The organism is Nocardia sp. JCM 34519.1 (assembly GCF_020361265.1).
GTDB lineage: Bacteria > Actinomycetota > Actinomycetes > Mycobacteriales > Mycobacteriaceae > Nocardia > Nocardia arthritidis_A.
In genome coordinates this window covers 140,230-162,581 of record NZ_JAIRBR010000004.1, presented here as the reverse complement: position 1 = coordinate 162,581, position 22,352 = coordinate 140,230, and the positions used below count along the sequence as shown (strand labels likewise).

Sequence of the window (22,352 nt, the reverse complement as noted above, 5' to 3'; positions counted from 1 at the left end):
GATTACGCCTGCCGTACGACCACCGGCTCGGCCACCACATCGGACGAGCTTTCCTGGAAATTCCGGGCCGCGCCGACGGCCCCGACCACCGCGACCACCGCCGCGCCCGTGAGCGCGGTGACATACCCCACCGCACCGGCGATGGTGGTCAGCAGCGCACCCCCGATCGTGCCGAGCAACATCAAGAAGCTGGCGACGACGGTGAAATCGGTGCCCGCGCTGGTCTTTTCGGCCCGGTCGATGGCGATGGTGAAGACGATGGTCATCGTCGCCGCCATCGCCGCCTGCACCGTCATCGCGGCGACGAGCACCGCCACCGACGACCCGGTGAACCAGGCGGATGCCATCAGCACCAGCGCCAGCACCTGCGCGCACGCCGCCGCGACCAGCACCGCGCGGCGGCGGAACCGGGCCGCCAGCAGCCCGACCCCGATGCCGAATCCGATGCCGACCAGTCCGCCCAGCGCGTTGGTGGTCAGACCGACCGAGGTCACCGACCAGCCGAGGTCGACGAGCATCGGCGTGATCAGCGCGTAGCCGCCGTACAACCCGATGATGCACGGCGGCATCACGAGCAGCATCCAGCGCAGCGCGCCCGGGCGGCGCAGCACCGCGCGCACGCTCGGCCTGTGCACCGCGGGCAGGGCGGCCGGCTCACGGAACCGTGCGATCTGCAGCAGCGGCAGCACGGTCGTCACCGCGAGCGTGACGATCGCCGCGGACCAACCGAAGTGGTCGTAGACCAGCAGGGTGAGCCCGCCGCCGAGGATGCCGCCGAGGTAGCCGCCCGCGGTCTGGATACCGCTGCCGATGCCGCGCTGATTCTCCGCGAGCATGCGCACCGCGATGGCATCGGTGGCGATGTCGTGGCTGGCGGACAGGAAGGCCACCACCGCGACGACCGCCGCAAGCACGCCGAGATCACGCACCGGATCCAGCGGAATCGCCAGCAGCAGCACCGCCGCCAGCGTCGGTTGCAGCACCAGCAGCCAGCCGCGGTACGTACCGATCCGGTCGACGAAGGTCGCCCACAGCGGTTTGGCCACCCAGATCAGCCCGAGCGTTTCGAACGTCCCGATCTGTTCGAGCGAGGCGCCGCGGTCACGCAGGATGGCGACCAACCCGTCGGTGAAAAAAGAAAGTCCCAGATACTGGCTCACATACATGACCGCCAGCAGCCTGTAATCGGGTTTCATACCGTCAACCGCCACCCTTGTGCCTTTTCCCGTTCCCGCCAGAAGTCGCGATACCGACCCGGCTGGTCGATCAGCTCGTAATGCGTTCCGCGCTGCGCGATCCCACCGCCGTCGAGCACCAGGATCTGATCGGCCGACGCGACGGTGTGCAACCGGTGCGCGACGACCAGCAGCGTGCGCCGCTCGGCGAGCGCGCGCATCGCCGCGGCGACCGCGGCCTCGTTATCCGGGTCCAGCGCCGCCGTCGCCTCGTCGAGCAGGACGATCGGCGCCTGCTTGATCAGCGCCCTGGCTATCGAAACCCGTTGGCGCTCACCGCCGGACAGGCTCACTCCGCCCTCGCCGACGCGGGTGTTCCAGCCATCGGGCATGCGCTCGACGATCTCGTCCACCCGCGCCAGCCGGGCCGCCTCGCGGATCTCGCCGACGGTCGCGTCGGGGCGACCGAGCCGGATATTGGCCTCGATGGTGTCGTCGAACAGGTAGACGTCCTGGAACACCATGGCCAGCTGACTCATCAGCGCGTCGGTGGACAGGTCGCGCACATCGGTGCCGCCGACCCGGACCACGCCCGCGTCGACATCCCAGAAGCGCGCGACCAACCGCAGCAGCGTCGTCTTACCCGCACCCGACGGACCGACGATCGCGGTCAGCGTGCCCGGCCGCGCCTGGAAATCTATGTCCCGCAGCACCTTCCGGTCGCCGTAGCCGAAGCACACACCGTGGAAACTCACCGCGCCCGGCGTCGCGGGCTCGGCCGCGCCGCCTTCCGGCAGCGGTTGGACGGCGAGCACCTCATCGATCCGGTCTATGTCCTCGGAGGCCATCCGCAGCGCGGCGGCGTGATCGACGATCTCGATCAGCGGACCGACGAATCGGGTGACCAGCACCAGCAGCGCGATCAGTTCGGCGGCGTCGAGCGAACCGCCGAGCGCCAGCGCCACCGCGACCGCGATCAGCGCGATGAACGCGGCCTGCACGGCGACGGAGAACGCCAACAGCGCGGAGACGGCGTTGCGGTTCATCTCGTCGTAGGCGCGGCGCTGCCCGACCAGCGCGCCGTCGAGCAGCCGATTTCCAGTTCCGGTGCGGCCGAAGGCCCGCAACACCGGCTGACACTGGGCGAATTCCACCACCCGGCCCGCCGCCTCGACGGCGGCCCGATCGATCGCACCGAAGCTGCGCGCGATCGCGGTCTGGGCCCAGTTGTGCGTCGCCAACAGCACCAATCCCGCGATTACCAGCGCGACGGCCAGGCGCGGATCGAAGACGAACATGCCCGCGGCCACCACGGCGGGTGTCAGCGCACCGCTGATCACCGGCTGCATCAGATGCGCCGGCACGCCGATGATGTTCGCCGTGCCCTGCGACATGGAATGGGTCAGCCGGCCGGTGCGTTCGCTGCCGAACCAGCCGAGCGGCAGCCGCGTGAGATGGTCGCCGACCCGATGGTGCATGCCGAGCAGCAGCGCGTCGGCGATGCGCTGGCCGTGCACGGCCTGTACGAAGAACACCACGCCGGTGACCGCGGTGGCCGCCGCGAGCGCGCCGAGCCAGGGCAGCGCGCCGTCCCGGTCGCCGTTGAGCAGCGGGCGCAGCACGGGCACGACCATCAGGATGCAGATGCCCTGCAGCACCGAGAAGGCGACGATCAGCCCGATCCAGCGCACGAACCGTGGCCGATCCTCGGGGTCGATGATGCGAAAAAGCTTGCGAATCATGCCGATTCCTCCACTACCGCCGACTGTGCCGCCCACATCCGCGCATATGTCCCGCCCGCGGCGAGTAATTCGTCGTGCCGTCCGGCCTCGGCCACCCGGCCGTGCGAAAGCACCACGATGCGGTCCGCGCCCCGAATTGTGTTGAGGCGGTGCGCGATGACCAAGAGGGTCCGCCCGGTGATCAGCCGCGACAGCGCATCCTGCACCGCCGCTTCGGATTCCGGGTCGGCGAAGGCCGTCGCCTCGTCGAGCACCAGCACCGGCGCATCGGCCAGGATCGCGCGGGCGATCGAAATCCGTTGCGCCTCACCGCCGGACAGTTGCGCATCGACACCGATCTCGCTGTCGTAGCCACGCGGCAGCGCCATGATGCGCTCGTGAATCTGCGCGGCGCGGGCCGCCGCCAGCACATCGGCGGGGTCGGCCTCGGGCCGGCCGAGTGCGATATTTTCGCGAATGCTGGTGCGCAGCAAGGCCGTTTCCTGGAAGACGAAGCCGATCCGGCGGTAGAGGTCTTGCTCGGACAGCTCCCGCACGTCGACGCCGCCGATCCGCACCGCGCCCGCGTCCACATCCCAGAATCGCGGCAGCAGCCGCGCCAGCGTCGACTTGCCCGACCCGGACGCGCCGACCAGCGCGGTGACCGTGCCCGGTTCCAGCACCAGGTCGATACCGTCGAGCACGGCGGTGCGCCCGTCGTAAGAGAAACGCACGGAATCGAATTCGATGCGGGCGCCGTCCGGTTCGCGCGGTCGCTCCGGGCGCGGGAGTTCGGGCGTGGCGAGCAATTCGGCCACGCGCCCGGCGGCATCGGTGGCGACCTGCATGGCCTGCGCGCCGAAGCCGAGCGCCAGCACCGGTGCGCCGAGCCCGACGGCCAACATGACGAAGGCGATGACCGCGGCCGGATCGGTGCCGAGCCACACCCCGCCACCGAGCGCGGCGAGCAGCAGCACCGGCGGCGAGATGATCATCGAGGCGAGCGCGTCGATGCGGCGCATCGGACCGGCCCACTCGCTGAGGAAATGGGCGAGATCGTCACCGGCGCGGCGGTATCGGTCCTCGGCCCGCCCCGCCTGCCCGAACGCCTTGACCACCGCGATGCCGTCGACGAATTCGACGACCGCGGCATTGACCTTGTCCAGTTCGGCGCTCCAGCGGGCCACTCGGGCGCCTTCGTCGCGCATCATGTAGGCCACCAGGCCGAACCAGACGATCAGCGGCGCGATGCAGATCAGCGCGAGACGCCAATCGAGTATGAACAAATAGCCAAGTGCCACAACGGGTGTCACCACTGCGGCGACCAGATCGTTGATCACGTGCGCGACCGCGTGGTGCACCGAGGCGACATCGTCGGCCAGCACCCGCTTCACCCGCCCGGAGCTGCGTTCGGTGAACCAGCCCAGCGGAACCCGGCCCAGGTGTTCGGCCATCGTGCGCCGGATCCGCAGTCCCACATCGGCATCCGCGATATGGCTGATCAGGTAGGCGCAGGTCGAGCACACCGTGCGGATGACGAATCCGCCCGCCGCCACCGCCACCCAGTCCCATACCGCGCCGCGATCCACCGCGGCCCGGCCGAGGAATTCGCGCGCGATCTCGACCACCGCGATATAGGGCGCCAGCCCGGCCAGCGCCGCGATCAACTGCAGCACCGCGGCCAGCGCGAGCCGGAACCGGACCGGGGCGAGTACCACGCCCAATCCGCTCGGTTTCGCCCGCGCCCGCTCGGCCACATCCGACTCCATCACCGCTGTGCTCATCGGACCCCCAGGCTCACATTAGATCACTGTTACAATTTGGAGTGTACCTGGCGAACCGGCGACCGCAATGCCGATATGAAAGTCCTCAGCACGCGGTAAGTCGTTGGCGCAGCGCCTTTTTGCTCACCTTCCCGACCGCGGTCAGCGGCAGCTCGTCGATGAACTCGTAGCGTTCGGGGATTTTGTACGCCGCCAGTCCGCGATCGCGCAGGAACGACTTCAGCTCGCGCGCCTTCGGCGGCTCGAAGCGCGGCACGATGAACGCGCACACCCGCTCGCCGACCACATCGTGCGGTTCGCCCACCACGGCGACATCGCGCACGCCGGGGTGGCGGGCCAACTGCTCCTCCACCTCTTCGCTGGCCACCTTCTCGCCGCCGCGGTTCACCACATCCTTCGCCCGGTCGACGACGACCAGATTCCCGGACGGCAGCAGCCGCACGATATCGCCGGTGCGGTAGAAACCGTCCGGCGTGAAGGAGCGGACATTGTGCTCCGGCGCCTTGAAGTACCCGCGAATGGTGTACGGCCCACGGGTCAGCAGATGACCCGGTTCGCCGACGGGCACCGGCCGGTCCTCGTCATCGACCACCCGTATCTCATCCATCGGCGACATCGGCCTGCCCTGGGTCTCGATGACGATCTCGTCCGGATCGTCGAGGCGGGTGTAGTTCACCAACCCTTCCGCCATCCCGAACACCTGCTGCAACCGGCAGCCCAACACGGTGCGCACCCGCGCGGCGGCATCCGGTTTCAGCCGCGCGCCGCCCACCTGCAGCACCCGCAGACTCGACAGGTCGTACGCGGACCCGGCCGCGGCCTCCAACCACAGCATCGCAATCGGCGGGACGACGGCGGTGACCGTCACCCGCCGACGCTCGATCATCGAGAACGCGTCGTCCACACTGGGACTCGGGCACAGCGCGACCGTCGCCCCGGCGTACAGCGCGCCCAGAATCCCCGGCGAACTGAGCGGGAAATTGTGCGCCACGGGCAGCGCCGACATATAGACGTCGTCCACGCCGAGCGGGCACACGTCCAGGCTCGCGCGCGTGCTGTAGGCGTAGTCGTCGTGCGTGCGCGGGATCAGCTTCGGCGCCGAGGTGGTTCCACCGGACAGTTGCAGCAGCGCGATATCCCATGGATTCGGCTCCGGCAGCGAGACCGGCGCCCCGTACAGGTCCGCGAGTGCGACATTCCCGCCCGCGTCACCGTGCACGATCGTGTATCGCAAACTCGGGCAACGGATTCCGACCCGCGCGCTCAGCTGCCGGAAGTCGAATCCGAAGTATCGGTCGGGGATGACGTGCGCCACCGCCTCGCTGTGCGCGCACAGGTGTGAGATCTCGTGCTCCCGATGGGTCGGCTGGGCCAACACCGGAATCGCGCCGATCCGGAACAGCGCGAAGCAGGTGACGACGAACTCCGCGATATTCGGCAACTGGACGACGACGCGATCGCCGCGCCGGATGCCGAGCCGGTGGAATCCGCCGGCCAGCCGGTGCGCGTCCCGGTCGAGGCGCCGATAGGTCCAGCTGCCCTCGGTATCGACGATTGCGATGCGATCGCCGTGGCGGGCCGCGGATTCGGTGAGCATCCGGCCGAAAGTGGTGCCGTTCCAAAGGCCCGCGGCGCGGTAGCGCGCGGCGAACTCGGAAGGCCAAGGGGTGTATTGGGTTATCGACATGTCGCGCTCGGATCGGCTCGGCGTCAACGCAGCGAAGCGCCGCCGTCGACGTAGATGTTCTGCATGGTGATATGCCGCGCGTCATCGGAGACCAGGAAGGTGACCAGCCGCGCGACATCCTCGGGTTCGGCGATGCGGCCCAGCGGAATTCCGGTGCGGAACGCGAGCGGATCACCGGCCACCGCCTTGGCGAGTCCGTCGCCGTCTTGCCAAAGGGCTTGCTGCATGGCGGTATTCGTCGAACCCGGCGACACCACATTGCAACGGATGCGGTAGGGCGCGAGCTCGAGCCCGAGGCATTTGGTGAACTGGGTGGCCGCCGCCTTGGACGCCGCGTACGCCGCCATCCCGATGCGCGGCAGCTCGGCGGCATTGGAGCCGACGGTCACGATGGCGCCCGCGCGGCGGCGGCGCATGGTGCGTGCCGCGAACCGGCTCAGGTGAAAGACCCCGTTCGTATTGGCCGCGAAGGTCGCCGCCCAGTCCGCGCTGGTCAGCTCAGCGACCACGCCGGTGCGCAGCACGCCCGCCACGTTCACCAGCACCGCCACCGGGCCGAGCTCGGCTTCGATCCGCGCGCCCGCCGCCTCGACCGCGGCCTCATCGGCGACGTCCACCCGGTACGGATGCACCCGGCCGCCCCGCGTCGTCAGCCGCGCGGTCGTTTCGGTCAGCCCGGATTCGTCGCGATCCAGCGCCGCGACCACCGCACCCGCCCGGCTCAGCCCGTCGGCGACCGCCGCACCGATACCGCCCGCGGCGCCGCTCACCACGGCGACCCGGCCCGCCAGCCCTGCCGTCATACCGCGGCCGCCAACGTCCTGGTCACCGCCGCCGTTGTGGTGACCGCACCGCATCGGTCGGCGACATGTTCCAGCGCGGCCATATGGTGACGCAGCGAGAAGTCGCCCATTGCGTCGGCCACCGCGAACGGCTGGATATCGTTCATGAAGGCGTCGAGAATCGTTGCGAGACAACCGATATGCGCATACACCCCGCAGACCAGCAGCTGGTCGCGGCGGCCCTCCCGCAGGATGTCGAGCAGCCCGGTGCGATGGAAGGCGCTGTACCGGCGTTTGACCAGCACCGTCGCCTCGCCGGGGGCCAATTCCTCGGGGATATCCGTGCGCGCGCCGGGACCGGCGCCCCAGAAATCGAACAGCAGCCCGCGTTCGGCTTGATCCTGATAACCGGGCTGCACCGAGAAGATCACCGGAACGCCTGCCGCCGCACAGTATTTACGCAGAGTGGAAACGCGCTCGATGAGCGCCCGCTTCGAATTCGCGAAAGGATCGAGAAAATAGTACTGCATATCGTGGATCAACAGTGCACAACGCGTCGGATCCAACTGCCACGATACCGTGTTGGCGGGTATTCGTCCGGTATCGGGAATCGGATATGGAGCGATTGCGGGAATCGCCATGGCTCATCGGTTCCTATTCCGGACCGTTGGCCCAAAACACATGACTCACCTATTTTTCTCATCCATTGCTGAGCGATGCCGAAACCGCGACATACGCACCGGACGGTTTGTCCGGCCGGATACGGAATCCGACTGCCGCGACAATGCGGGAAATCCGGTTCGGATCGTACGGCGAATTACTCGGTGAGCCCAAGAGTCGGGCGGCTCGGGGCCGTGGCGGTCGCCCGCGGAAAATCCGCGAGCGGCCGACGCGGGCTCACGGCGCGCCGGCCCCCGCGTTCGTGAGCTGGTTCAGCCGCACTTCGAGCCCGTCGAGTACGCGGTCGAGCGCGTAGCGGCAGTATTCGCGGCGCGCCGCGTCGCGCTCGGGGACCGGTCCGGTGAACCGCTCGACCATTCGCTGCATCTGTTCGGCGCCCGAACCCGCCGACGGATGCGTGCCCAGCATCTCCCGCAGCCCGGGCAGGCCCGCGTCGGGGCCGCCGCCCACCACATGCTGGTCGGCGAGGGCGATCAGGCCGAGACAGGTGTTGAACGCGACGGAGTACGCGGCGGCCGATTCCGCACCCCACCCGGCCTCCAACATCCGCGTCATCCCCTTGTCGAGCAGCGGGACGAGTTGTTCGGCCTGGGGGCCGTTGCGCATCAGCCACGCCGCGACGCCCGGATATTCCGCCAGGTGGTCGATCATCGCGGTGAGCACCCCGTGCAGCAGCAGCCGCCAGTTCGGCTCGTCGAACGACAGGTCCATCTGGGCATAGACCCGGTCGACGACGGCCGCGCGCACCCGCTCCTGGTCACCGACATGGTGATAGATCACCGACAGCGAGGTGTCGAGCCGGGCGACCAGGTCGCGCATGCTCCAACCGTCGAGCCCGCGTTCGACGGTGAGCGCGATGGCGGCATCGATGATGAGGTCGTGCGAGAGCCCGGTTCGGTAGGCGCGCCTGGAACCCTTGGACATCGGTAGGGACCCTAACTTCGTCGGCGGACGGCTTATAACACTGTTCCAATGATAGGTCGATGCCCTCGGGCGGATACGTCCTGCCCCGGATACGGACGCGCATCCGGAATTCCGGCGGACGTCGGTTTCCGGCGAATTGCCCGCTGACTCGGCGCGATATCCGTGCGTATCCTTCGACGATGGGGCATTTCATTCTGGGCAGCTCGCCGATTATCGGGCATTTGGCGCCGATTCTGGTAATCGGGACCGAACTGGTCCGCCGGGGCCACCGGGTACAAATGTTGACCGGCAGCCGGTTCGCCGATCGAGTGGCGGCCGCGGGATTGGAACATGTACCGCTGCCGCCCGCCTGCGACTTCGACGGCGGCGACCTCGACGGTGCGTTTCCCGAGCGGAAAACCAAGCGGGGCCTGGCGAAACTGCGTTTCGATATCGACAATCTCTTCGCGAACCCGATGCCGCATCAGGCTCGGGCATTGCGCGAATTATTGGCGCCGGGCACCGTCGATGCGATACTCGTCGATTCGGCCTTTTGCGGATCGATGCCGCTCGCGCTGCGACCGCGGACGGAGCGGCCGCCGATATTCGTCGCCGGCGTGATGCCGATCTACGTATCCAGCCGCGATACCCCGCCGATCGGACTCGGCCTGCAGCCGATGCCGAACGCGATCGGGCGGGCCCGCGACGCCGTGCTGCGCATGCTGGTGCGCAAGGTGATATTCGCGCCGTGCCACCGCGTATTCGCCGACCGGCTGCGCGAGGCGGGCGGCGGCGAGCTGCCGGTCTACTTCATGGACGGCACCCTGCTCACCGACGGCATCCTGCAGCTGACCTGCCCGTCCTTCGAATATCCGCGCGGTGACCTGCCGCCGGGTCTGGTGTGCTTCGTCGGGCCGATCCTGCCGCCGCCACCGCCGACCTTCGAACCGCCCGCCTGGTGGGGGGATCTGGATTCCGGCAAGCCGGTCGTGCTGGTGACCCAGGGCACGATCGACAATGGCGACCTCTCCCGGTTGATCCTGCCGACGCTGCACGCGCTCGCGGATATGGACGTGCTCACCGTCGCCACCACCGGCGGCACCCCGCTGCCGGGTCCGCTGCCCGCCAATGCGCGTGTCGCACAGTTCATTCCGTACGCCCACCTGCTGGCGAAGGTCGACGTGATGGTCACCAACGGCGGCTACGGCGGAGTCCATTTCGCGTTGACGAACGGAGTACCGCTGGTCGTCGGCGGCGACAGTGAGGACAAGCGGGACGTCACCGCGCTGGTGGCCTGGTCGGGCACCGGCGTGAACCTGCGCACCGGATCCCCGAAGCCGAGGGCGATCCGCGCGGCCGTGCGAAAAGTGCTGACAACACCCGCCTTCCGGACCCGGGCGCGACAACTACAGTCCGAACTCGCCGAGCTGTCGGCGGTCGACGCCGTCGCCGACCGGCTGGAGTCCACCGCGCACGCGCGGACACCGAGATAGGTTGTGAGACAGTCAGTTTCGTTGCGCAGAGCAATAAACACGGGGTAGCCAACGTTGGGAAGGTGTCGAAACGGCGGACCGTTAGGTTGGTTGAGAGGTTCCGGTAACCAGGGAGGAAGAATTCGATGAGATCCGTTGGCGCGCACAAGATGCGGCTCTTGGCAGCGCTCGGTTGCGGTGCGCTGGTCGCGGGGTGCACGGTTGCGCAGGGGGGTACTCGGGGGGAACCGGATCTCGGCAAGTACTACAGCCAGCGGGTCGAGTGGGGATCGTGCATCGGGTTCGGGATCACATCGGAACTCGACCCCAGGATGCAGTGCGGGCGAGTGCGGGTGCCGATCGATTACGACAAGCCCGAAGGTAATACCGCGCAGATCGCCGTTTCGCGGATGGCCGTACTTGGGGAGCGGGCCGAGTCACTGGTCGTGATCCCGGGTGTTCCGGGCCAGCCCGGGCTCGAGTGGTCTGCGACCTTCGGGAGATCGGGGCTCGGCGCGAAATTCAATGTCGTCAGCTACGATCGGCGGGGGCTCGGCGCATCCACTCCCCTTGTGCGCTGCTCTTCGAAGGAGCGACTGGAGGCCGATCGGCTGCATCTGCTGACGGATATGTCGCCGTCCGGAATCGAGCGGTCCGAGCAGGACAATCGCGACTATGTCGCCGACTGCGTCGCGAAATCAGGCACCGAATTGCTCGGGCATTTGGGTACCCGCGAGGCGGTCCGGGATCTCGACATCATCAGGGCCGCGCTCGGTGCGGATAAGCTCAATGCGTTTGGCCTGGCCTATGGTTCGCGTGTCGGCTCGAGCTACGCCGAACGCTTCCCGCAGCACGTGCGCGCCATGGTGCTGGACGCCTCCTTGGATCCGGCGGCCCGGATCCTGGATCCCGTCGAAACGAATGCGTCACTGCAATCGGCGTTCCAGACGTATGCCGACGGCTGTGTTCGGGAGAGCGACTGTCCGCTGGGCGCCGACAGCGCCGCGGCGACCGACCGATTCCGTCAACTGATCAACCCGCTGCTGGATCACCCTGCGGCGACTCGGGATTCGCGGGGACTGAACTATCTCGATGGACTGTCGGCAGTGTTGAATTCGCTCTACGACCGGGGGCTGTTGCCGAAGGTCACCGCGGGGCTGCGCGAACTGGCCGGTGGCAACGGCGATACCCTACTCGAACTGGCGGATATGTTCCGCAACGGCGACATCATCGACCGCTCGGTGCAGCAGGCGACCCTCTGCCTCGACGAACCGCGCACGATGGATCGAGCGAAGGCCGCCGAGGAGTTCAAGGCCGGCTTCGAGGCTGCACCGATCACCGACACCGGCCGCTTCCAAGGCCGAGCGCCACTGGATATTTGCGCGTTCTGGCCCGCGCAACCAACCAGTCAGCCGCATAAGGTGTCCGGAATCGACGGTCTACCAAAGGTTGTCGTCATCGCGACCACCGGCGATCCGAAAGCGCCGTACCAGGGCGGGGTGAATCTGGCGCGCGCCCTGCACGCTTCGCTCATCACGAACGACGGTCACACGCACCGCGCATTCCTGACCGGAGTCGACTGCGTCGACAAACAAGTCATCGCCTATTTCGAGCAGCTGACCGCACCCGGCGACATCACCTGCCGCAAGAGCGGATAACGGCTCCCGAGAAGGTTTTCGGCATCACCGTTTTCCGGAACCGGTCACCGTGTAGTCGATGATCACCGCCGCGGATTCCTGGTCGCCCGCGGTCTCGACCACGGTGCCGGGCGGGCCGAATGACGAACCCTTTCCACCGGGCCCGGTGTGCGTGAAGGCGCCGGAGCCGCCACCACCGTAATAACCGCCGCCGCCACCGCCACCCGCACAGGCGTACTCGACGGTGCCGTCGTCGGAGCCGCCATCGCCGCCGACACCGAATGTCCCGTCGGCCCCGTCGGCTTTGCCCGGACCGCCTTTACCGCCTGCGGTGGCGGTCCCGGCCGCGCCGCCGGTACCGCCGCCGTTGCCCCCGCCGCCGCCACCGCCACCGCCAGCGCCGATCAGCAACCTCGACCGGAGGCTGTCGGGGTCGTCGGCGCCGACCGTGCGGATATCGCTGGCGCCACCGCCGCCGCAGCCGGAACGGTAGCCGGTTCCGCCGGTGCCGCCGCCGTTGAATCCGCCCGCGCCAGGGGTATTCGTCGTCTGGTCGGCTGCACCGCCGACGCCGCCGACCTCCACGAACAGCGTGTCGCCCGGGTTCACGGCCAGCGGCGCGCGGGCCGACTCCGGCGCCATCTGCCATGCGATACAGCCGCCGTGTGCGCCGATAGCGCGCACGGTCAGCGAGGTCACACCGTCCGGAACGGTGAAAGTCTGCTCCCCGCCGGTGAAGTCGAAGCGGCAGGTGGTGGTGTCGCCGGATCGGCTGCATCCGGGCTGGGCCGCCGCGGCCGGTCCGGCGCTCGGGAGTGCGACCGCGGCGATGAGCGCAAATGCGCCGACACCCGCGAACATTCGACGGCGTCGCGCCAGGGTGATTTCGAGAATAGTTGGGGCAGAATAGATTTCGGACATACATCCCCCTGCAGGTGGCCAAATATCCGACCGGCCGAGCAACCCCTGCCTCAGCCGGGTCCATCCGCAGCGTATCGGGATCGCGACCGGTTTTCCGGCACATGGCGGCGATGCCCCGAAAAGTATTGGGGCAGCTATTCGAGCGAAAGCCGCAGCATCGCCTCGTGATCCGGGGTGCCGGGCTCGGCCTGGTAGACGATCAAGCGTTGGCCGTCGCTGCGGCCCACCTCGTATGCCTCGTAGGTGAGCGTCATCTCGCCGACATCGGGGTGGCGGTAGATCTTCTGGCCGTTGGTGCGGTTCCGCACATCGTGACGCTGCCACAGTGCGGTGAATTCCGGACTGCGACCGGATAGTTCGTCGATCAGCTCGGCGATGTCGGCGGCACCGGGATGTGCGCCTGCCACCGCGCGCAGGTGGGCGACGACCCCGGCCGCCACATCATCCCAATTGCCGTATGCCGCTCGGGCTTTCGGATGCATAAAGGTGTAGCGGGCGGTGTTCCGGAATTCGACGGGCCATTCCTCGATACCCGGGAACAGGCGCAGGCCCGCGATATTCGCGCCGAGCAGATCGCTGCGGCGGCCGAGCAGGCATGCCGGATACGGCTGGACTACGTCCAGCATTCTGCGGACATCGGCGCGGACCGGCTGCACCGGAACCGGTGATTCGTTCGGTCGATCGTTTTCCACGAGCGCGGTCAGATGGCGGCGCTCGTCCTCGTTCAGCTCGAGCACATCGGCTATCGCGGCCAGCACGGCCGGACCCGGATGACGTTGTTTGCCCTGCTCCAGCCGCCGGTAGTACTCGATGCTTATTCCGGCCAGGATGGCGACCTCTTCGCGGCGCAACCCGGCGGTGCGGCGGCGGCCCGCGCTCGGCGGCAGACCCGCCTGCTGCGGGGTGATCCGGGCGCGCCGGGACTGGAGAAATTCGCCGAGTGCCGTCCTGTTGCTCACTCATCGAAGTATGCCCTGTCGGTATCGGTGCAAAGGGGGCCCTGCCAGGGCCCCGCTCGCCAGGGTGTCCCGGAGCTCGGCGTGTGCTGGAAAGACTGAGATCATGTCCGAAACAACAACGCGCAGACCGGCGCTGGTGCTGGTGATCTGCTGTATGAGCGTCTTCGTCGGCAATCTCGGCAATACCGTGCTCAATGTGGCGCTGCCCGCGATGCAACAGGGCCTGCACACCACCCTCGCGGGTTTGCAGTGGACCGTCGACGGCTATCTCGTCGTCCTCGCGGCGCTGCTCACGCTGGCCGGTTCGATGGGTGACCGGCTCGGGCGGCGCCGGGTGTTCCAGCTCGGGCTCGCCGTCTTCACCCTCGGCTCACTGCTGTGTTCGCTCGCACCGGGACTCGGCTGGCTCATCGCCTTTCGCGTCGTGCAGGCGATCGGCGGGTGCATGCTCAATCCCGTTGCGATGTCTATCATTACGAATACCTTCACCGAGCCGAAGGAACGCGCCCGCGCGATCGGGGTGTGGGGTTCGATCATGGGCGTATCCATGGCGCTCGGTCCGCTGGTCGGCGGTGTGCTCGTGCAGTGGGCGGGCTGGCGTTCGATCTTCCTGCTCAATGTGCCGATCGGCGTGGTGACGCTCTATCTGACCGCCCGCTTCGTGCCGGAATCCCGTGCGCCGCAACCGCGCCGGGTAGATGGGCTCGGTCAGATCCTGGTGATCGCGGCGATGGCGCTGTCGACCTACGCGATCATCGAGGTGCCGACCACCGGCTGGGCCCCGCCGCGAACCCTCGGCTGCGCGGTGCTCGCGCTCCTCGCCATCGTCGCGCTGATCGGCCATGAGCGCCGTACCGTCGAGCCGCTGATCGATCTGCGTGCCTTCCATAGTGTTTCGTTCAGCGGGGCGAGCGTGATGGCGGTGTGCGCGTACTTCGTGGTCGGCGGATATCTCTTCCTCAGCACGGTTTATCTGCAGAACGCGCGCGGATTGTCCGCACTGATGACCGGTGTCTACCTGTTGCCGATGGCCGTGGCGAATATCGCCGTCTCGCCGCTATCGGGCCGCCTGACAGCGTCATTCGGCGCGCGTCTGCCGCTGCTGCTGGCCGGTTCCGCCATCACGCTGGCGGGCCTGCTGTTCGCGGGATTCGATGCGCAGCGCGACGACGTCCTACTCTTCACCGCCTACATCCTCCTGGGAGTCGGTGTCGGACTTGTGAATACACCGCTGACCAACTCGGCCATGGCCGGTATGCCCGCCGAACGGGCCGGGGTCGCGGCGGCGATCATCGGCACCAGTAGACAATTCGGCCAGGCGCTCGGTGTCGCGGTGTTGGGCGCGGTGCTGACGGCGGGTCTGCACCGGCCGGGTGCGGGCTATCTCGAGGCGGTGCGGTCGCCATACTGGATCGTGACCGGTTGCGGCGCGGCCATTCTCGTCCTGACACTGCTGACAACGCGCAAGCCGGTGCGGGATCGCCCGATGGTCGACGCGGCCCGCGCCGTCCCGGCGCAATCCGTCAGATGACGACGATCCGGCAGACCGCGCTGGTCTGCCGGATTCCGTTCGGATGCACTGCTACCCGATCCGACCGAAGCTACGGTGTGTGCATGTACGTTATGCCGCCGCAGCGGATCGACCCGCGCCCAAGTGCCGGGACGCTGATCGGACCCGGGTTCGCCATGATGATCGGGCTGGCCATGCTGACGGTCGTCTACCGGTTCGACGGACGGTCGCTGATCCAGTTCGAGCTGGGCATCACCGCCCAAGCGGTCCTGTTGATCTGCGTCGTCGCCTATCTGGTCGCGGCGCTGCCCGCCGTTGCGATCGGCGTGCTGCTGGGCGGGCGATTCCCGAGGGCGGTGACGCTGCCCGCGATCGGCCTCATGCTCGTCGGCGCGGTGCTGACCGGGTTCATGCTCAACGGCGTCATGCTGCTGGCGGGCCGCGTGCTCTGCGGGCTCGGCACGGGCGCCGCCGTCGGAGTGGTCGCGGCGCTGACGTTTCGGCTAGGCAGTCGGCGCGGTCTCGCCGCCGCGGCGGTGGCGGCGCTCGCAATCGTGTCGGCGGTGCTCGCACCCGTTGTCGGCCAGCTGATTTCGAACGTGGCCAGTTTCCGCCTCGTATATCTGGTGGCGGCGCCGCTGCTGCTCATCGCATTGATCGCCACCGCCGTGACCGGAAAGGCCTCGCGCACCTCGGCCGGGCCACCTCTCCCCTACGCCATGCCGTATCCGCCGCAGGGATACCCCAACTCCGGCATGCCTTATCCACCGCAGGGACGTCCCGCACACGCCAACTACGGCATGCCCTACTCACCTCAGGGACCTACCCCACATGCCAACTCCGGCATGCCTCTCCCGCCGGGACCTCCTCACTGAATCACCTCCTCGGATGCTGAGAACGGTGATCGTGTTGTGCGCCAACGAGATCGACCACGGCGTCGCTTGATGAGACCCGATAGGCGCGCACGCCTGCCGAATGGCGTACACGGACCGTCAGATCGAGAGTCCGACGGCCCGGATTACCTACAGAAGGCGGCCTGACACATCACTAGCCGTAGAGGCGAATGAAGTCCTGGGTCGTGTCGACGGCAGGCACCGTGTAGCTCGACGAACTCCCGTCGACATGGGTCTCCTCGACGTACTGGGTGGGTTCGACGGGCAAGCGGCGCCACCGGGCACGTGGATCATCGTCCTGCTCTCGGTGACTGTTCGACGACATGATGTCCCCCTCCACAATCGTTTCACCACATGCTACCCGGAGGTACACGCCCAGAAAGGCACGCGTTGCGGCAAAGGCCAAGCCGGGCTGCAAGTTCCAGGACGTTGCCGGTGGGCCCGAGTCACGGCGCCCGGCGCGTTCGCGAATGCACCGTCATGCCGCGTGCCGGGGTTCATCCGGGGCGCAACCGTCGAAGTCGCATGCATCGAGGTTCGAAACCGTCTGCGGTGGAAGCGCTTCCGCAGCGCATTCGGAAAACGATCTACACCGTCCGAGACTACGAATCACGGTGGTGAATTATCCGATTCGGGAACGCGGCAGGCTCGCCGCTCATGCCATCGCTCTGGCCGTCGTAGGCATCGTCGCCACTGTCGTGACCGGGCTCGCGCCCGCCGCCGAAGCCGCAGCGGGAGGCGAGGCTCCGCTTGCGGGGGCGGGACTGTCCATCGACCTCGGTACGGCCCTCGACCTGCAAGCCCAGGGCGTAACGGCGACGGGCGTGAGCGGCGCAGCCGACACCAACGGCAAGATCGAGCTGCCGGTGGGTAAGGGCAGTATCGCCTACCGGGACCGCAAGATCACCGGTGGCCGGGTTCTTCTCAAAGGTGGCATCGAGCTGTCCCAGGGCACCAAGAGGATCACCGTCTCGGACGTGGCCGCCGACATCGAAACCGGTGTCCTCACCGGCAAGGTCGGTGACACAAGCGGCGTCCGCCTCGGTGCGGTGAACGACCCCGGCAGCGCCGAAGTCGAGAAGCCCGAGGGCAGCAGCGTTGCCAGGCTGAAACTCGCCGAACAGGGCATCACACTCACTGCCGGTTTCGCCGCCGCCGTCGACAAGGCACTCGGGACGAACCTGTCCGCCGAATTCCCTTCCGACGGTTTGAACGTCGCCGCCGGCTTGAACGTGGACGTCGATCTGGCGGTGGGCACCAAGGTCAATACCGACTTGATCGTCGCTCTCGGGCTGCAAGACCAGCTCGATGTGAACCTCGGCAGGCAGGGCCTGCTGGACGCCATCGTCAAGGTCGGCACTCACTTCTGACAGGTTGATGTGGTCGCCGACACCACCTGATTGCGGGCGGTTCGCAGGGGAAACTCGAAGGTATGGCAATCTTCATCGGCACGTCGGGATGGCAGTACGCGGACTGGCGGACGGTGTTCTATCCGAAGGGTGTCGCGCAGCGGCGGTGGTTGGAGCACTACGCGCACCGGTTCGCCACGGTGGAGCTGAACGCGACCTTCTACCGGCCGGTGCCGCGCTCCACCTTCGAGGGCTGGCGCGACCGCACGCCCGATGACTTCGTCATGGCGGTGAAGGCGAGCCGGGTGCTCACCCACTTCCGGCGGCTGCTCGATCCCGAGATCCCGCTGGAGCGCATGCTCGACGCGGCGCGCGGACTCGGCGACAAACTGGGGCCCTTCCTGATCCAGTTACCGCCGGATCTGCCCGCCGCGCCGGACCGGCTCGATGCCGTATTACGGCTGATCCCAACCGATTTGCGGGTGGTGGTCGAGCCGCGGCACGCGAGTTGGTGGTCGGCCGACGTGCGAGCGGTGCTCGAACAGCACAATGCGGCGCTGTGCTGGGCCGACCGGCTGAATCATCCGGTGACGCCGCGGTGGCGGACGGCGGACTGGGCCTACCTCCGGTTTCACGAAGGCGCAGGCGACCCGTGGCCGTGCTACGAGGACGATGTGCTCGCCGACCAGGTGCGCCGCATCGGCGAGACGTGGGATACGGATCGCGACGTCTACGTCTACTTCAACAATGATCCGGGTGGCGCGGCGCTGCACGATGCCATTCGCTTCGCCGAATTCGCCCGGACCGCAGGTCTTCCCGTTTCCCGCACCCCGGAACCCGTTGTGCCGGTGGCGGTGTCGCGGGAGTGGCGTTGAGTCGCGCGACCTACTCGGACCGTCCGGCGGGCCGATCGAGGATGGGTGCGCGGCTGTCGCGGAGTCTGGTGAGGAACTGTGCGGTGCGGTCGGGCGGGATGGCGTAGACGGCGAGGCGGTCGGCCAGACGGCGGTAGGCTTCGAGGTCGGCGTCTTTATCCAAATATGCTGCGCCGGTGAGCTGTTGGGTGTAGACGATATCGGGCAGATCCGGCTCGGTGAACCGGAGCATGGTGAACGATCCTGCGGTCATGGCAGGTCCGCACGCGGCATCCGAGAGGATCTGCACCTCGATATTCGACCGCTCGAGCATCCGCAGCAGATGCTCGACCTGGTCGCGCCAGACGGCGGTCCCGCCGATCAGCCGGTTCAGCGCGGCCTCCTCGACCACGACCCAGAGCCGGGCCGGATGCTCGCGGGTGAGGATCTTTTGGCGGCGCAGCCGCAGCTGCATGCGGCGCTCGATCATGGCGGGCGGCAGATCGGGCTGGGCGAGGCGGATATGCGCTCGGGCGTAGTCGGCGGTTTGCAGCAGCTCCGGCATCGCGCCCTGTTCGTAGCCGCGAATGCGCGCGGCCGCGGTTTCCAATCCCAGATAGGTGTCGAACCACGGTGGCAGCCAATCATGGTCGCGCTGCCACCAACCCGAGGCGTTGGCGCGGCGCGCCAACGCGAAGAATGTGTCGCGCTCGGCCGGATCGCTGATGCCGTACAGGGTGAGCAAATCGGTGAGGTCGCGTTGGCGGCACCCCACCCGCCCCAATTCCAGCCGACTGATCTTCGACTCCGAGGCCCGCAACGTCTCCGCGGCCTCCTGCCTGCTGATACCGGCGGCCTCACGCAACTGTCGTAGCTGACCTCCGAGTATGCGCCGCAACGCCGTCGGCGCCGCATCGTCGACCTGCCGTATCGCATTCGCCGAGGAATCTCGTGAAGCCCGCACAGTTCGAGTCTTGCATGCCCGCAGCGAATTTCTCTAGATCGGGCATTCTGCACATGCAGCAGAACGGGCGCGGACTGTAGTAGCTTGGCGCTCGTCGAGATCGTCGCGAAAGTCATAGCGCTGCAATATGTTCGACCATCCGGTACGTACAGGACGGTTTGCTTCGCGTGGCATCGCGACCGATCCGCGCACCCACCGTCATCGATCGAGGAGCTGCGAAACCCGATGGAGCACGAGAACGACCTCGAGATTCGTTCGGACATCCCGCATTCGGCGCGGATCTGGAACTTCTGGATGGGGGGCAAAGACTTCTACGAGGTGGACCGCGTCGTCGGCGAGGCGAGCCTGCAGATCGACCCGGATATCGCGACGATGGCGGTGCAGTCCCGCCAATTCCTCATCCGCGCAGTGCATTATCTGGCCGGCGAGGCCGGGATCCGCCAGTTCCTCGATATCGGAACCGGTTTGCCCACCATGCAGAACACCCACGAGGTCGCGCAATCGGTGGCGCCGGAGTCCAAGGTCGTCTACGTCGACAACGATCCACTGGTGCTCGCGCATGCGCGCGCGCTGCTGACGAGCACCACCGACGAGGGCGTAACCACCTATATCAACTGCGATTTCCACGACCCGGAACAGATCATCGCCGATGCCCGCAACATCCTGAACCTCACCAAACCGATCGGGGTGATGTTCATGGGCGTGCTCGGTCACGCCCGCAGCTACGCGGATATGCTGCGGATCGTCCGCACCGTCATGGCCGCGACACCGCCGGGCAGCTACCTCGTGCTGTGGGACGGCACCACCGACAGCCAGGCATATGTGACCCTCTGCGAGGAATACACCAAAAGCGGTGGTGTGCCCTACATTCCACGCACCCAAGCCGAGATCCGCGCCGCCTTCGACGGATTCGAGTTCGTCGAGCCGGGCTTCACGCCGATCACGGAATGGCGCAACGATTCCATCGAAGTCGGTGCGCTGCAATCGATTTCCGCTTACGGCGGCGTCGCGCGCAAGCCATAGGCACGATCGATCGCGTCAGCGCCGCCGCCGGAAGGTAGGAATCAGGGCAGGGTCAGGCAGAGGAAGCCGAGGTTGATGCCGGTGCCGACGGTGGCGATCGTGCTGGCGGTCGCGTCACCGGTGGGAGCTTCTTGGGCGAAGATTCCGTGTCGCCCCTTGGTGGCGGGCCGCCAGGTGGTTGTCGCTTTGCCGGACGCGTCGACCTGCGGCATTTGCGGGCTGAAGGTGTCGCGGGTGCCGTTACCCTGCTCGTCGGCTTCATAGAAGGCCACCGAGGTGCCCGGTTTGGCCGTCGCCGTGATGGTGTAGGAACAGCCGGTGCCGTACTGGGCCAACCCGAAGCTCAGGCCCGTCGCGATATCGAGGCGGGTGACGGCGGCTCCCGCCTGCGGCGCGGCGAGGACGACCGCCGCGGTCACCGAGCCGAGCACCGTCAATGCCGTGGTTGTCTTCCGACCAACAATCACGCGAATTATCCCTTCTACCAACAGATTCCTTGCGAACCGCCAGGCTTGCACGGGTCGGCCGCACACTCAATGCCCCGGATCCGGTGCCTTGACATGCCGAATCAGCCTGCGATACATACGCGCGCGATGTGCGCAAGACAAAATATTGCGGGTTCGGCGCATCGTATCTCTCGGTATTCTCGAAGAGACTGTCGATACGCTGGGGGTTTCCGGCGATGGGAATATCACTGCAGGGTGAGTTGGAGCCGTTGCTCACGAAGTTGCAACAGGTAGCCGACAGCAAATTCTGGGACGACGCGGTCATTGATCCGACCAACCCGGCCTACGTCCGCCAAGCCACCGACGGGTTGGCGTATTTCAATCAGAACCTCACAAATCTCATCACTCGATTCCGCGGGTATTACACACTGGACGGGCACGATCTGGATCCGCTCGCCGATCAGTTCGCCGGTCAGTCGGATCGGTGGGAGTCACCGACAGGCAGCTCCGTGTACTGCTCGATCGTCAGGGCCGCCGAGGACGTCGACGAAGTACAGAAATTGATTCACGCCGGCGAGTGGAAAGGCGATGGAGCGGATTCGTACTACCACAATTTCTTGGTCCCGTTCAAGAACACCGCGGTGACCCACAGCGGGTGTGCGCGCGAAATGGCGATAGGCGCGAAGTCGCTGGCCGATGGGGTGGAATTGACCAAGGAATGCGTCGTGTGGATTTGCCGGGACCTGATCTCGCGCCTCGGCGGCGGGGGCGATCCGGGACCGCCGCCCGGCTCGGCGGGAACCACTTTCAAAGAGGCCGCCGGATTGACCGCGATCCTCGCCGATACGGTCGCGCTGTTCCGCGCGCTGACCTCGCCCGAGGGGTTGATCGATGCGGGCCTTGCCGCTATCGGTGTGACCGGGGGTCTGATCGCAGAATCGAAGTCTCCATCGCATGAGCAGCAAATCAGTGTCGCGCCAGACCTATCGGCCAGTGGGCTCGTCTTCAACGCGGGACTGTCGCTGGACCGGCTCGATATGAATATCGCCGCGCTCGACGAGCAGATCGGCAAGGGGCTCGAAACGGATCTCGACTCGTCCGGGCCGTTCGGCAGCCCATTCGCCCGGATACAAAACCCCCATCTACAGTCCTCGGCGTATCAGCAGTTGAAGGGCAGGGGATTCGGCAATCCCACCGACGACAGCAACGATATCGTCGTGGTGAATGTCGTCCAGCTGTACTACGCCGGGTACCACACCCTGCCGTCGGCGGCCGAACAGTACGACATCGGCGCGAGGATCTGCTCGGAAGCGCATATCGACGGTGTGCAGCAACAGTTCCCGAAGGCGGTGCCCAAATTCAACCAAGCGGCGCAGACCTTCAACGGACTGCTCGCCGCGGTCCGCGACGACCTCACCGAATCCGGGCGATCGATGGTGACCGCAGCATCCTCGTACCGCGGGGCCGACCAGTACGAAGCCGCCCAGATCCGCGCGCTGGAGAACGAGATACCGGCGCCGGGAAGCTTCGCCGGCGCCGAACACTACACCCCACCCGAATGGTTGAACCTGTAGATTCCATTGGCGCGCAG

General features: G+C 67.0%; 20 protein-coding genes. 8 read left to right on the top strand and 12 right to left on the bottom strand.

All coding sequences use genetic code 11. The features are described 5' to 3' along the window. Window positions 1–2 precede the first annotated feature (2 nt). From LGY53_RS12810 to LGY53_RS12780, 7 genes are all read right to left on the bottom strand, one after another. A complete protein-coding gene (locus LGY53_RS12810; protein WP_225726902.1) occupies window positions 3–1,196 on the bottom strand; it encodes an MFS transporter in 1,194 nt (397 codons plus the stop codon). Further along, complete coding sequence (locus LGY53_RS12805) at window positions 1,193–2,917, bottom strand: ABC transporter ATP-binding protein (RefSeq protein ID WP_225726901.1); 1,725 nt, start codon at window positions 2,915–2,917, stop codon at window positions 1,193–1,195. Before LGY53_RS12805 ends, LGY53_RS12810 begins: the two co-directional genes overlap by 4 nt. After that, on the bottom strand, window positions 2,914–4,680 hold the full coding sequence (locus LGY53_RS12800) for an ABC transporter ATP-binding protein (protein ID WP_225726900.1): 1,767 nt from the start codon (window positions 4,678–4,680) through the stop codon (window positions 2,914–2,916). Before LGY53_RS12800 ends, LGY53_RS12805 begins: the two co-directional genes overlap by 4 nt. Window positions 4,681–4,765: 85 nt before the next feature. After that, window positions 4,766–6,367, bottom strand: coding sequence for a (2,3-dihydroxybenzoyl)adenylate synthase (locus LGY53_RS12795; RefSeq protein ID WP_225726899.1), 1,602 nt, complete (start codon window positions 6,365–6,367; stop codon window positions 4,766–4,768). 23 nt (window positions 6,368–6,390) lie between these two features. Then, complete coding sequence (locus LGY53_RS12790) at window positions 6,391–7,170, bottom strand: 2,3-dihydro-2,3-dihydroxybenzoate dehydrogenase (RefSeq protein WP_225726898.1); 780 nt, start codon at window positions 7,168–7,170, stop codon at window positions 6,391–6,393. Then, window positions 7,167–7,790 (bottom strand): isochorismatase family protein, encoded by a 624-nt coding sequence (locus LGY53_RS12785; RefSeq protein ID WP_225726897.1) that lies wholly within the window; start codon window positions 7,788–7,790, stop codon window positions 7,167–7,169. The genes LGY53_RS12790 and LGY53_RS12785 overlap by 4 nt, the downstream gene beginning before the upstream one ends. A gap of 256 nt (window positions 7,791–8,046) precedes the next feature. Then, window positions 8,047–8,754 (bottom strand): TetR/AcrR family transcriptional regulator, encoded by a 708-nt coding sequence (locus tag LGY53_RS12780; protein WP_225726896.1) that lies wholly within the window; start codon window positions 8,752–8,754, stop codon window positions 8,047–8,049. A 179-nt stretch (window positions 8,755–8,933) separates the two neighbouring features. Here LGY53_RS12780 and LGY53_RS12775 point away from each other — a divergent pair, with 179 nt between their 5' ends. Beyond that, window positions 8,934–10,226 carry a glycosyltransferase gene (locus LGY53_RS12775; RefSeq protein ID WP_225726895.1) on the top strand — a complete coding sequence of 431 codons (1,293 nt, stop codon included), beginning with the start codon at window positions 8,934–8,936 and terminating at the stop codon, window positions 10,224–10,226. A 125-nt stretch (window positions 10,227–10,351) separates the two neighbouring features. After that, a complete protein-coding gene (locus tag LGY53_RS12770; protein ID WP_225726894.1) occupies window positions 10,352–11,863 on the top strand; it encodes an alpha/beta hydrolase in 1,512 nt (503 codons plus the stop codon). Window positions 11,864–11,887: 24 nt separating this feature from the next. Here LGY53_RS12770 and LGY53_RS12765 read toward each other — a convergent pair whose 3' ends face one another. Then, window positions 11,888–12,763, bottom strand: a complete 876-nt coding sequence (locus tag LGY53_RS12765) for a glycine-rich protein (RefSeq protein WP_305082722.1) — start codon at window positions 12,761–12,763, stop codon at window positions 11,888–11,890. A gap of 134 nt (window positions 12,764–12,897) precedes the next feature. Further along, complete coding sequence (locus tag LGY53_RS12760; protein WP_225726893.1) at window positions 12,898–13,722, bottom strand: helix-turn-helix transcriptional regulator; 825 nt, start codon at window positions 13,720–13,722, stop codon at window positions 12,898–12,900. Window positions 13,723–13,825: 103 nt separating this feature from the next. Between LGY53_RS12760 and LGY53_RS12755 the strand changes: the two genes are divergently transcribed. Then, on the top strand, window positions 13,826–15,253 hold the full coding sequence (locus LGY53_RS12755) for an MFS transporter (protein ID WP_225726892.1): 1,428 nt from the start codon (window positions 13,826–13,828) through the stop codon (window positions 15,251–15,253). An 83-nt stretch (window positions 15,254–15,336) separates the two neighbouring features. Further along, window positions 15,337–16,107, top strand: a complete 771-nt coding sequence (locus tag LGY53_RS12750) for an MFS transporter (RefSeq protein ID WP_225726891.1) — start codon at window positions 15,337–15,339, stop codon at window positions 16,105–16,107. Between the two features lie 172 nt (window positions 16,108–16,279). Here the strand turns inward: LGY53_RS12750 and LGY53_RS12745 are convergent, their stop codons facing one another. After that, a complete protein-coding gene (locus LGY53_RS12745; RefSeq protein WP_225726890.1) occupies window positions 16,280–16,450 on the bottom strand; it encodes a hypothetical protein in 171 nt (56 codons plus the stop codon). Between the two features lie 373 nt (window positions 16,451–16,823). Here LGY53_RS12745 and LGY53_RS12740 point away from each other — a divergent pair, with 373 nt between their 5' ends. Together LGY53_RS12740 and LGY53_RS12735 are read left to right on the top strand one after the other, a co-directional pair. Further along, window positions 16,824–17,495 carry a hypothetical protein gene (locus LGY53_RS12740; protein WP_225726889.1) on the top strand — a complete coding sequence of 224 codons (672 nt, stop codon included), beginning with the start codon at window positions 16,824–16,826 and terminating at the stop codon, window positions 17,493–17,495. A 62-nt stretch (window positions 17,496–17,557) separates the two neighbouring features. After that, window positions 17,558–18,349: a DUF72 domain-containing protein gene (locus LGY53_RS12735; RefSeq protein ID WP_225726888.1), complete on the top strand. Its 792-nt coding sequence runs from the start codon at window positions 17,558–17,560 to the stop codon at window positions 18,347–18,349. Window positions 18,350–18,359: 10 nt separating this feature from the next. Here the strand turns inward: LGY53_RS12735 and LGY53_RS12730 are convergent, their stop codons facing one another. After that, on the bottom strand, window positions 18,360–19,292 hold the full coding sequence (locus tag LGY53_RS12730) for a helix-turn-helix transcriptional regulator (RefSeq protein WP_225726887.1): 933 nt from the start codon (window positions 19,290–19,292) through the stop codon (window positions 18,360–18,362). Between the two features lie 225 nt (window positions 19,293–19,517). On the opposite strand from LGY53_RS12730, the gene LGY53_RS12725 reads away from it, so the two are divergent. After that, window positions 19,518–20,315 (top strand): SAM-dependent methyltransferase, encoded by a 798-nt coding sequence (locus LGY53_RS12725; protein WP_225726886.1) that lies wholly within the window; start codon window positions 19,518–19,520, stop codon window positions 20,313–20,315. A 41-nt stretch (window positions 20,316–20,356) separates the two neighbouring features. Here LGY53_RS12725 and LGY53_RS12720 read toward each other — a convergent pair whose 3' ends face one another. Next, window positions 20,357–20,782: a hypothetical protein gene (locus tag LGY53_RS12720; RefSeq protein ID WP_225726885.1), complete on the bottom strand. Its 426-nt coding sequence runs from the start codon at window positions 20,780–20,782 to the stop codon at window positions 20,357–20,359. 215 nt (window positions 20,783–20,997) lie between these two features. Here LGY53_RS12720 and LGY53_RS12715 point away from each other — a divergent pair, with 215 nt between their 5' ends. Then, window positions 20,998–22,335, top strand: a complete 1,338-nt coding sequence (locus tag LGY53_RS12715) for a hypothetical protein (RefSeq protein WP_225726884.1) — start codon at window positions 20,998–21,000, stop codon at window positions 22,333–22,335. Window positions 22,336–22,352 lie beyond the last annotated feature (17 nt).

Excerpts from the sequence above, each read along its gene's own strand:
- LGY53_RS12810 (WP_225726902.1), bottom strand. The coding sequence starts at position 1,196 with ATGAAACCCGATTACAGGCTGCTGGCGGTCATGTATGTGAGCCAGTAT.
- LGY53_RS12805 (WP_225726901.1), bottom strand. The coding sequence starts at position 2,917 with ATGATTCGCAAGCTTTTTCGCATCATCGACCCCGAGGATCGGCCACGG.
- LGY53_RS12800 (WP_225726900.1), bottom strand. The coding sequence starts at position 4,680 with ATGAGCACAGCGGTGATGGAGTCGGATGTGGCCGAGCGGGCGCGGGCG.
- LGY53_RS12795 (WP_225726899.1), bottom strand. The coding sequence starts at position 6,367 with ATGTCGATAACCCAATACACCCCTTGGCCTTCCGAGTTCGCCGCGCGC.
- LGY53_RS12790 (WP_225726898.1), bottom strand. The coding sequence starts at position 7,170 with ATGACGGCAGGGCTGGCGGGCCGGGTCGCCGTGGTGAGCGGCGCCGCG.
- LGY53_RS12785 (WP_225726897.1), bottom strand. The coding sequence starts at position 7,790 with ATGGCGATTCCCGCAATCGCTCCATATCCGATTCCCGATACCGGACGA.
- LGY53_RS12780 (WP_225726896.1), bottom strand. The coding sequence starts at position 8,754 with ATGTCCAAGGGTTCCAGGCGCGCCTACCGAACCGGGCTCTCGCACGAC.
- LGY53_RS12775 (WP_225726895.1), top strand. The coding sequence starts at position 8,934 with ATGGGGCATTTCATTCTGGGCAGCTCGCCGATTATCGGGCATTTGGCG.
- LGY53_RS12770 (WP_225726894.1), top strand. The coding sequence starts at position 10,352 with ATGAGATCCGTTGGCGCGCACAAGATGCGGCTCTTGGCAGCGCTCGGT.
- LGY53_RS12765 (WP_305082722.1), bottom strand. The coding sequence starts at position 12,763 with ATGTCCGAAATCTATTCTGCCCCAACTATTCTCGAAATCACCCTGGCG.
- LGY53_RS12755 (WP_225726892.1), top strand. The coding sequence starts at position 13,826 with ATGTCCGAAACAACAACGCGCAGACCGGCGCTGGTGCTGGTGATCTGC.
- LGY53_RS12750 (WP_225726891.1), top strand. The coding sequence starts at position 15,337 with ATGTACGTTATGCCGCCGCAGCGGATCGACCCGCGCCCAAGTGCCGGG.
- LGY53_RS12745 (WP_225726890.1), bottom strand. The coding sequence starts at position 16,450 with ATGTCGTCGAACAGTCACCGAGAGCAGGACGATGATCCACGTGCCCGG.
- LGY53_RS12735 (WP_225726888.1), top strand. The coding sequence starts at position 17,558 with ATGGCAATCTTCATCGGCACGTCGGGATGGCAGTACGCGGACTGGCGG.
- LGY53_RS12725 (WP_225726886.1), top strand. The coding sequence starts at position 19,518 with ATGGAGCACGAGAACGACCTCGAGATTCGTTCGGACATCCCGCATTCG.
- LGY53_RS12715 (WP_225726884.1), top strand. The coding sequence starts at position 20,998 with ATGGGAATATCACTGCAGGGTGAGTTGGAGCCGTTGCTCACGAAGTTG.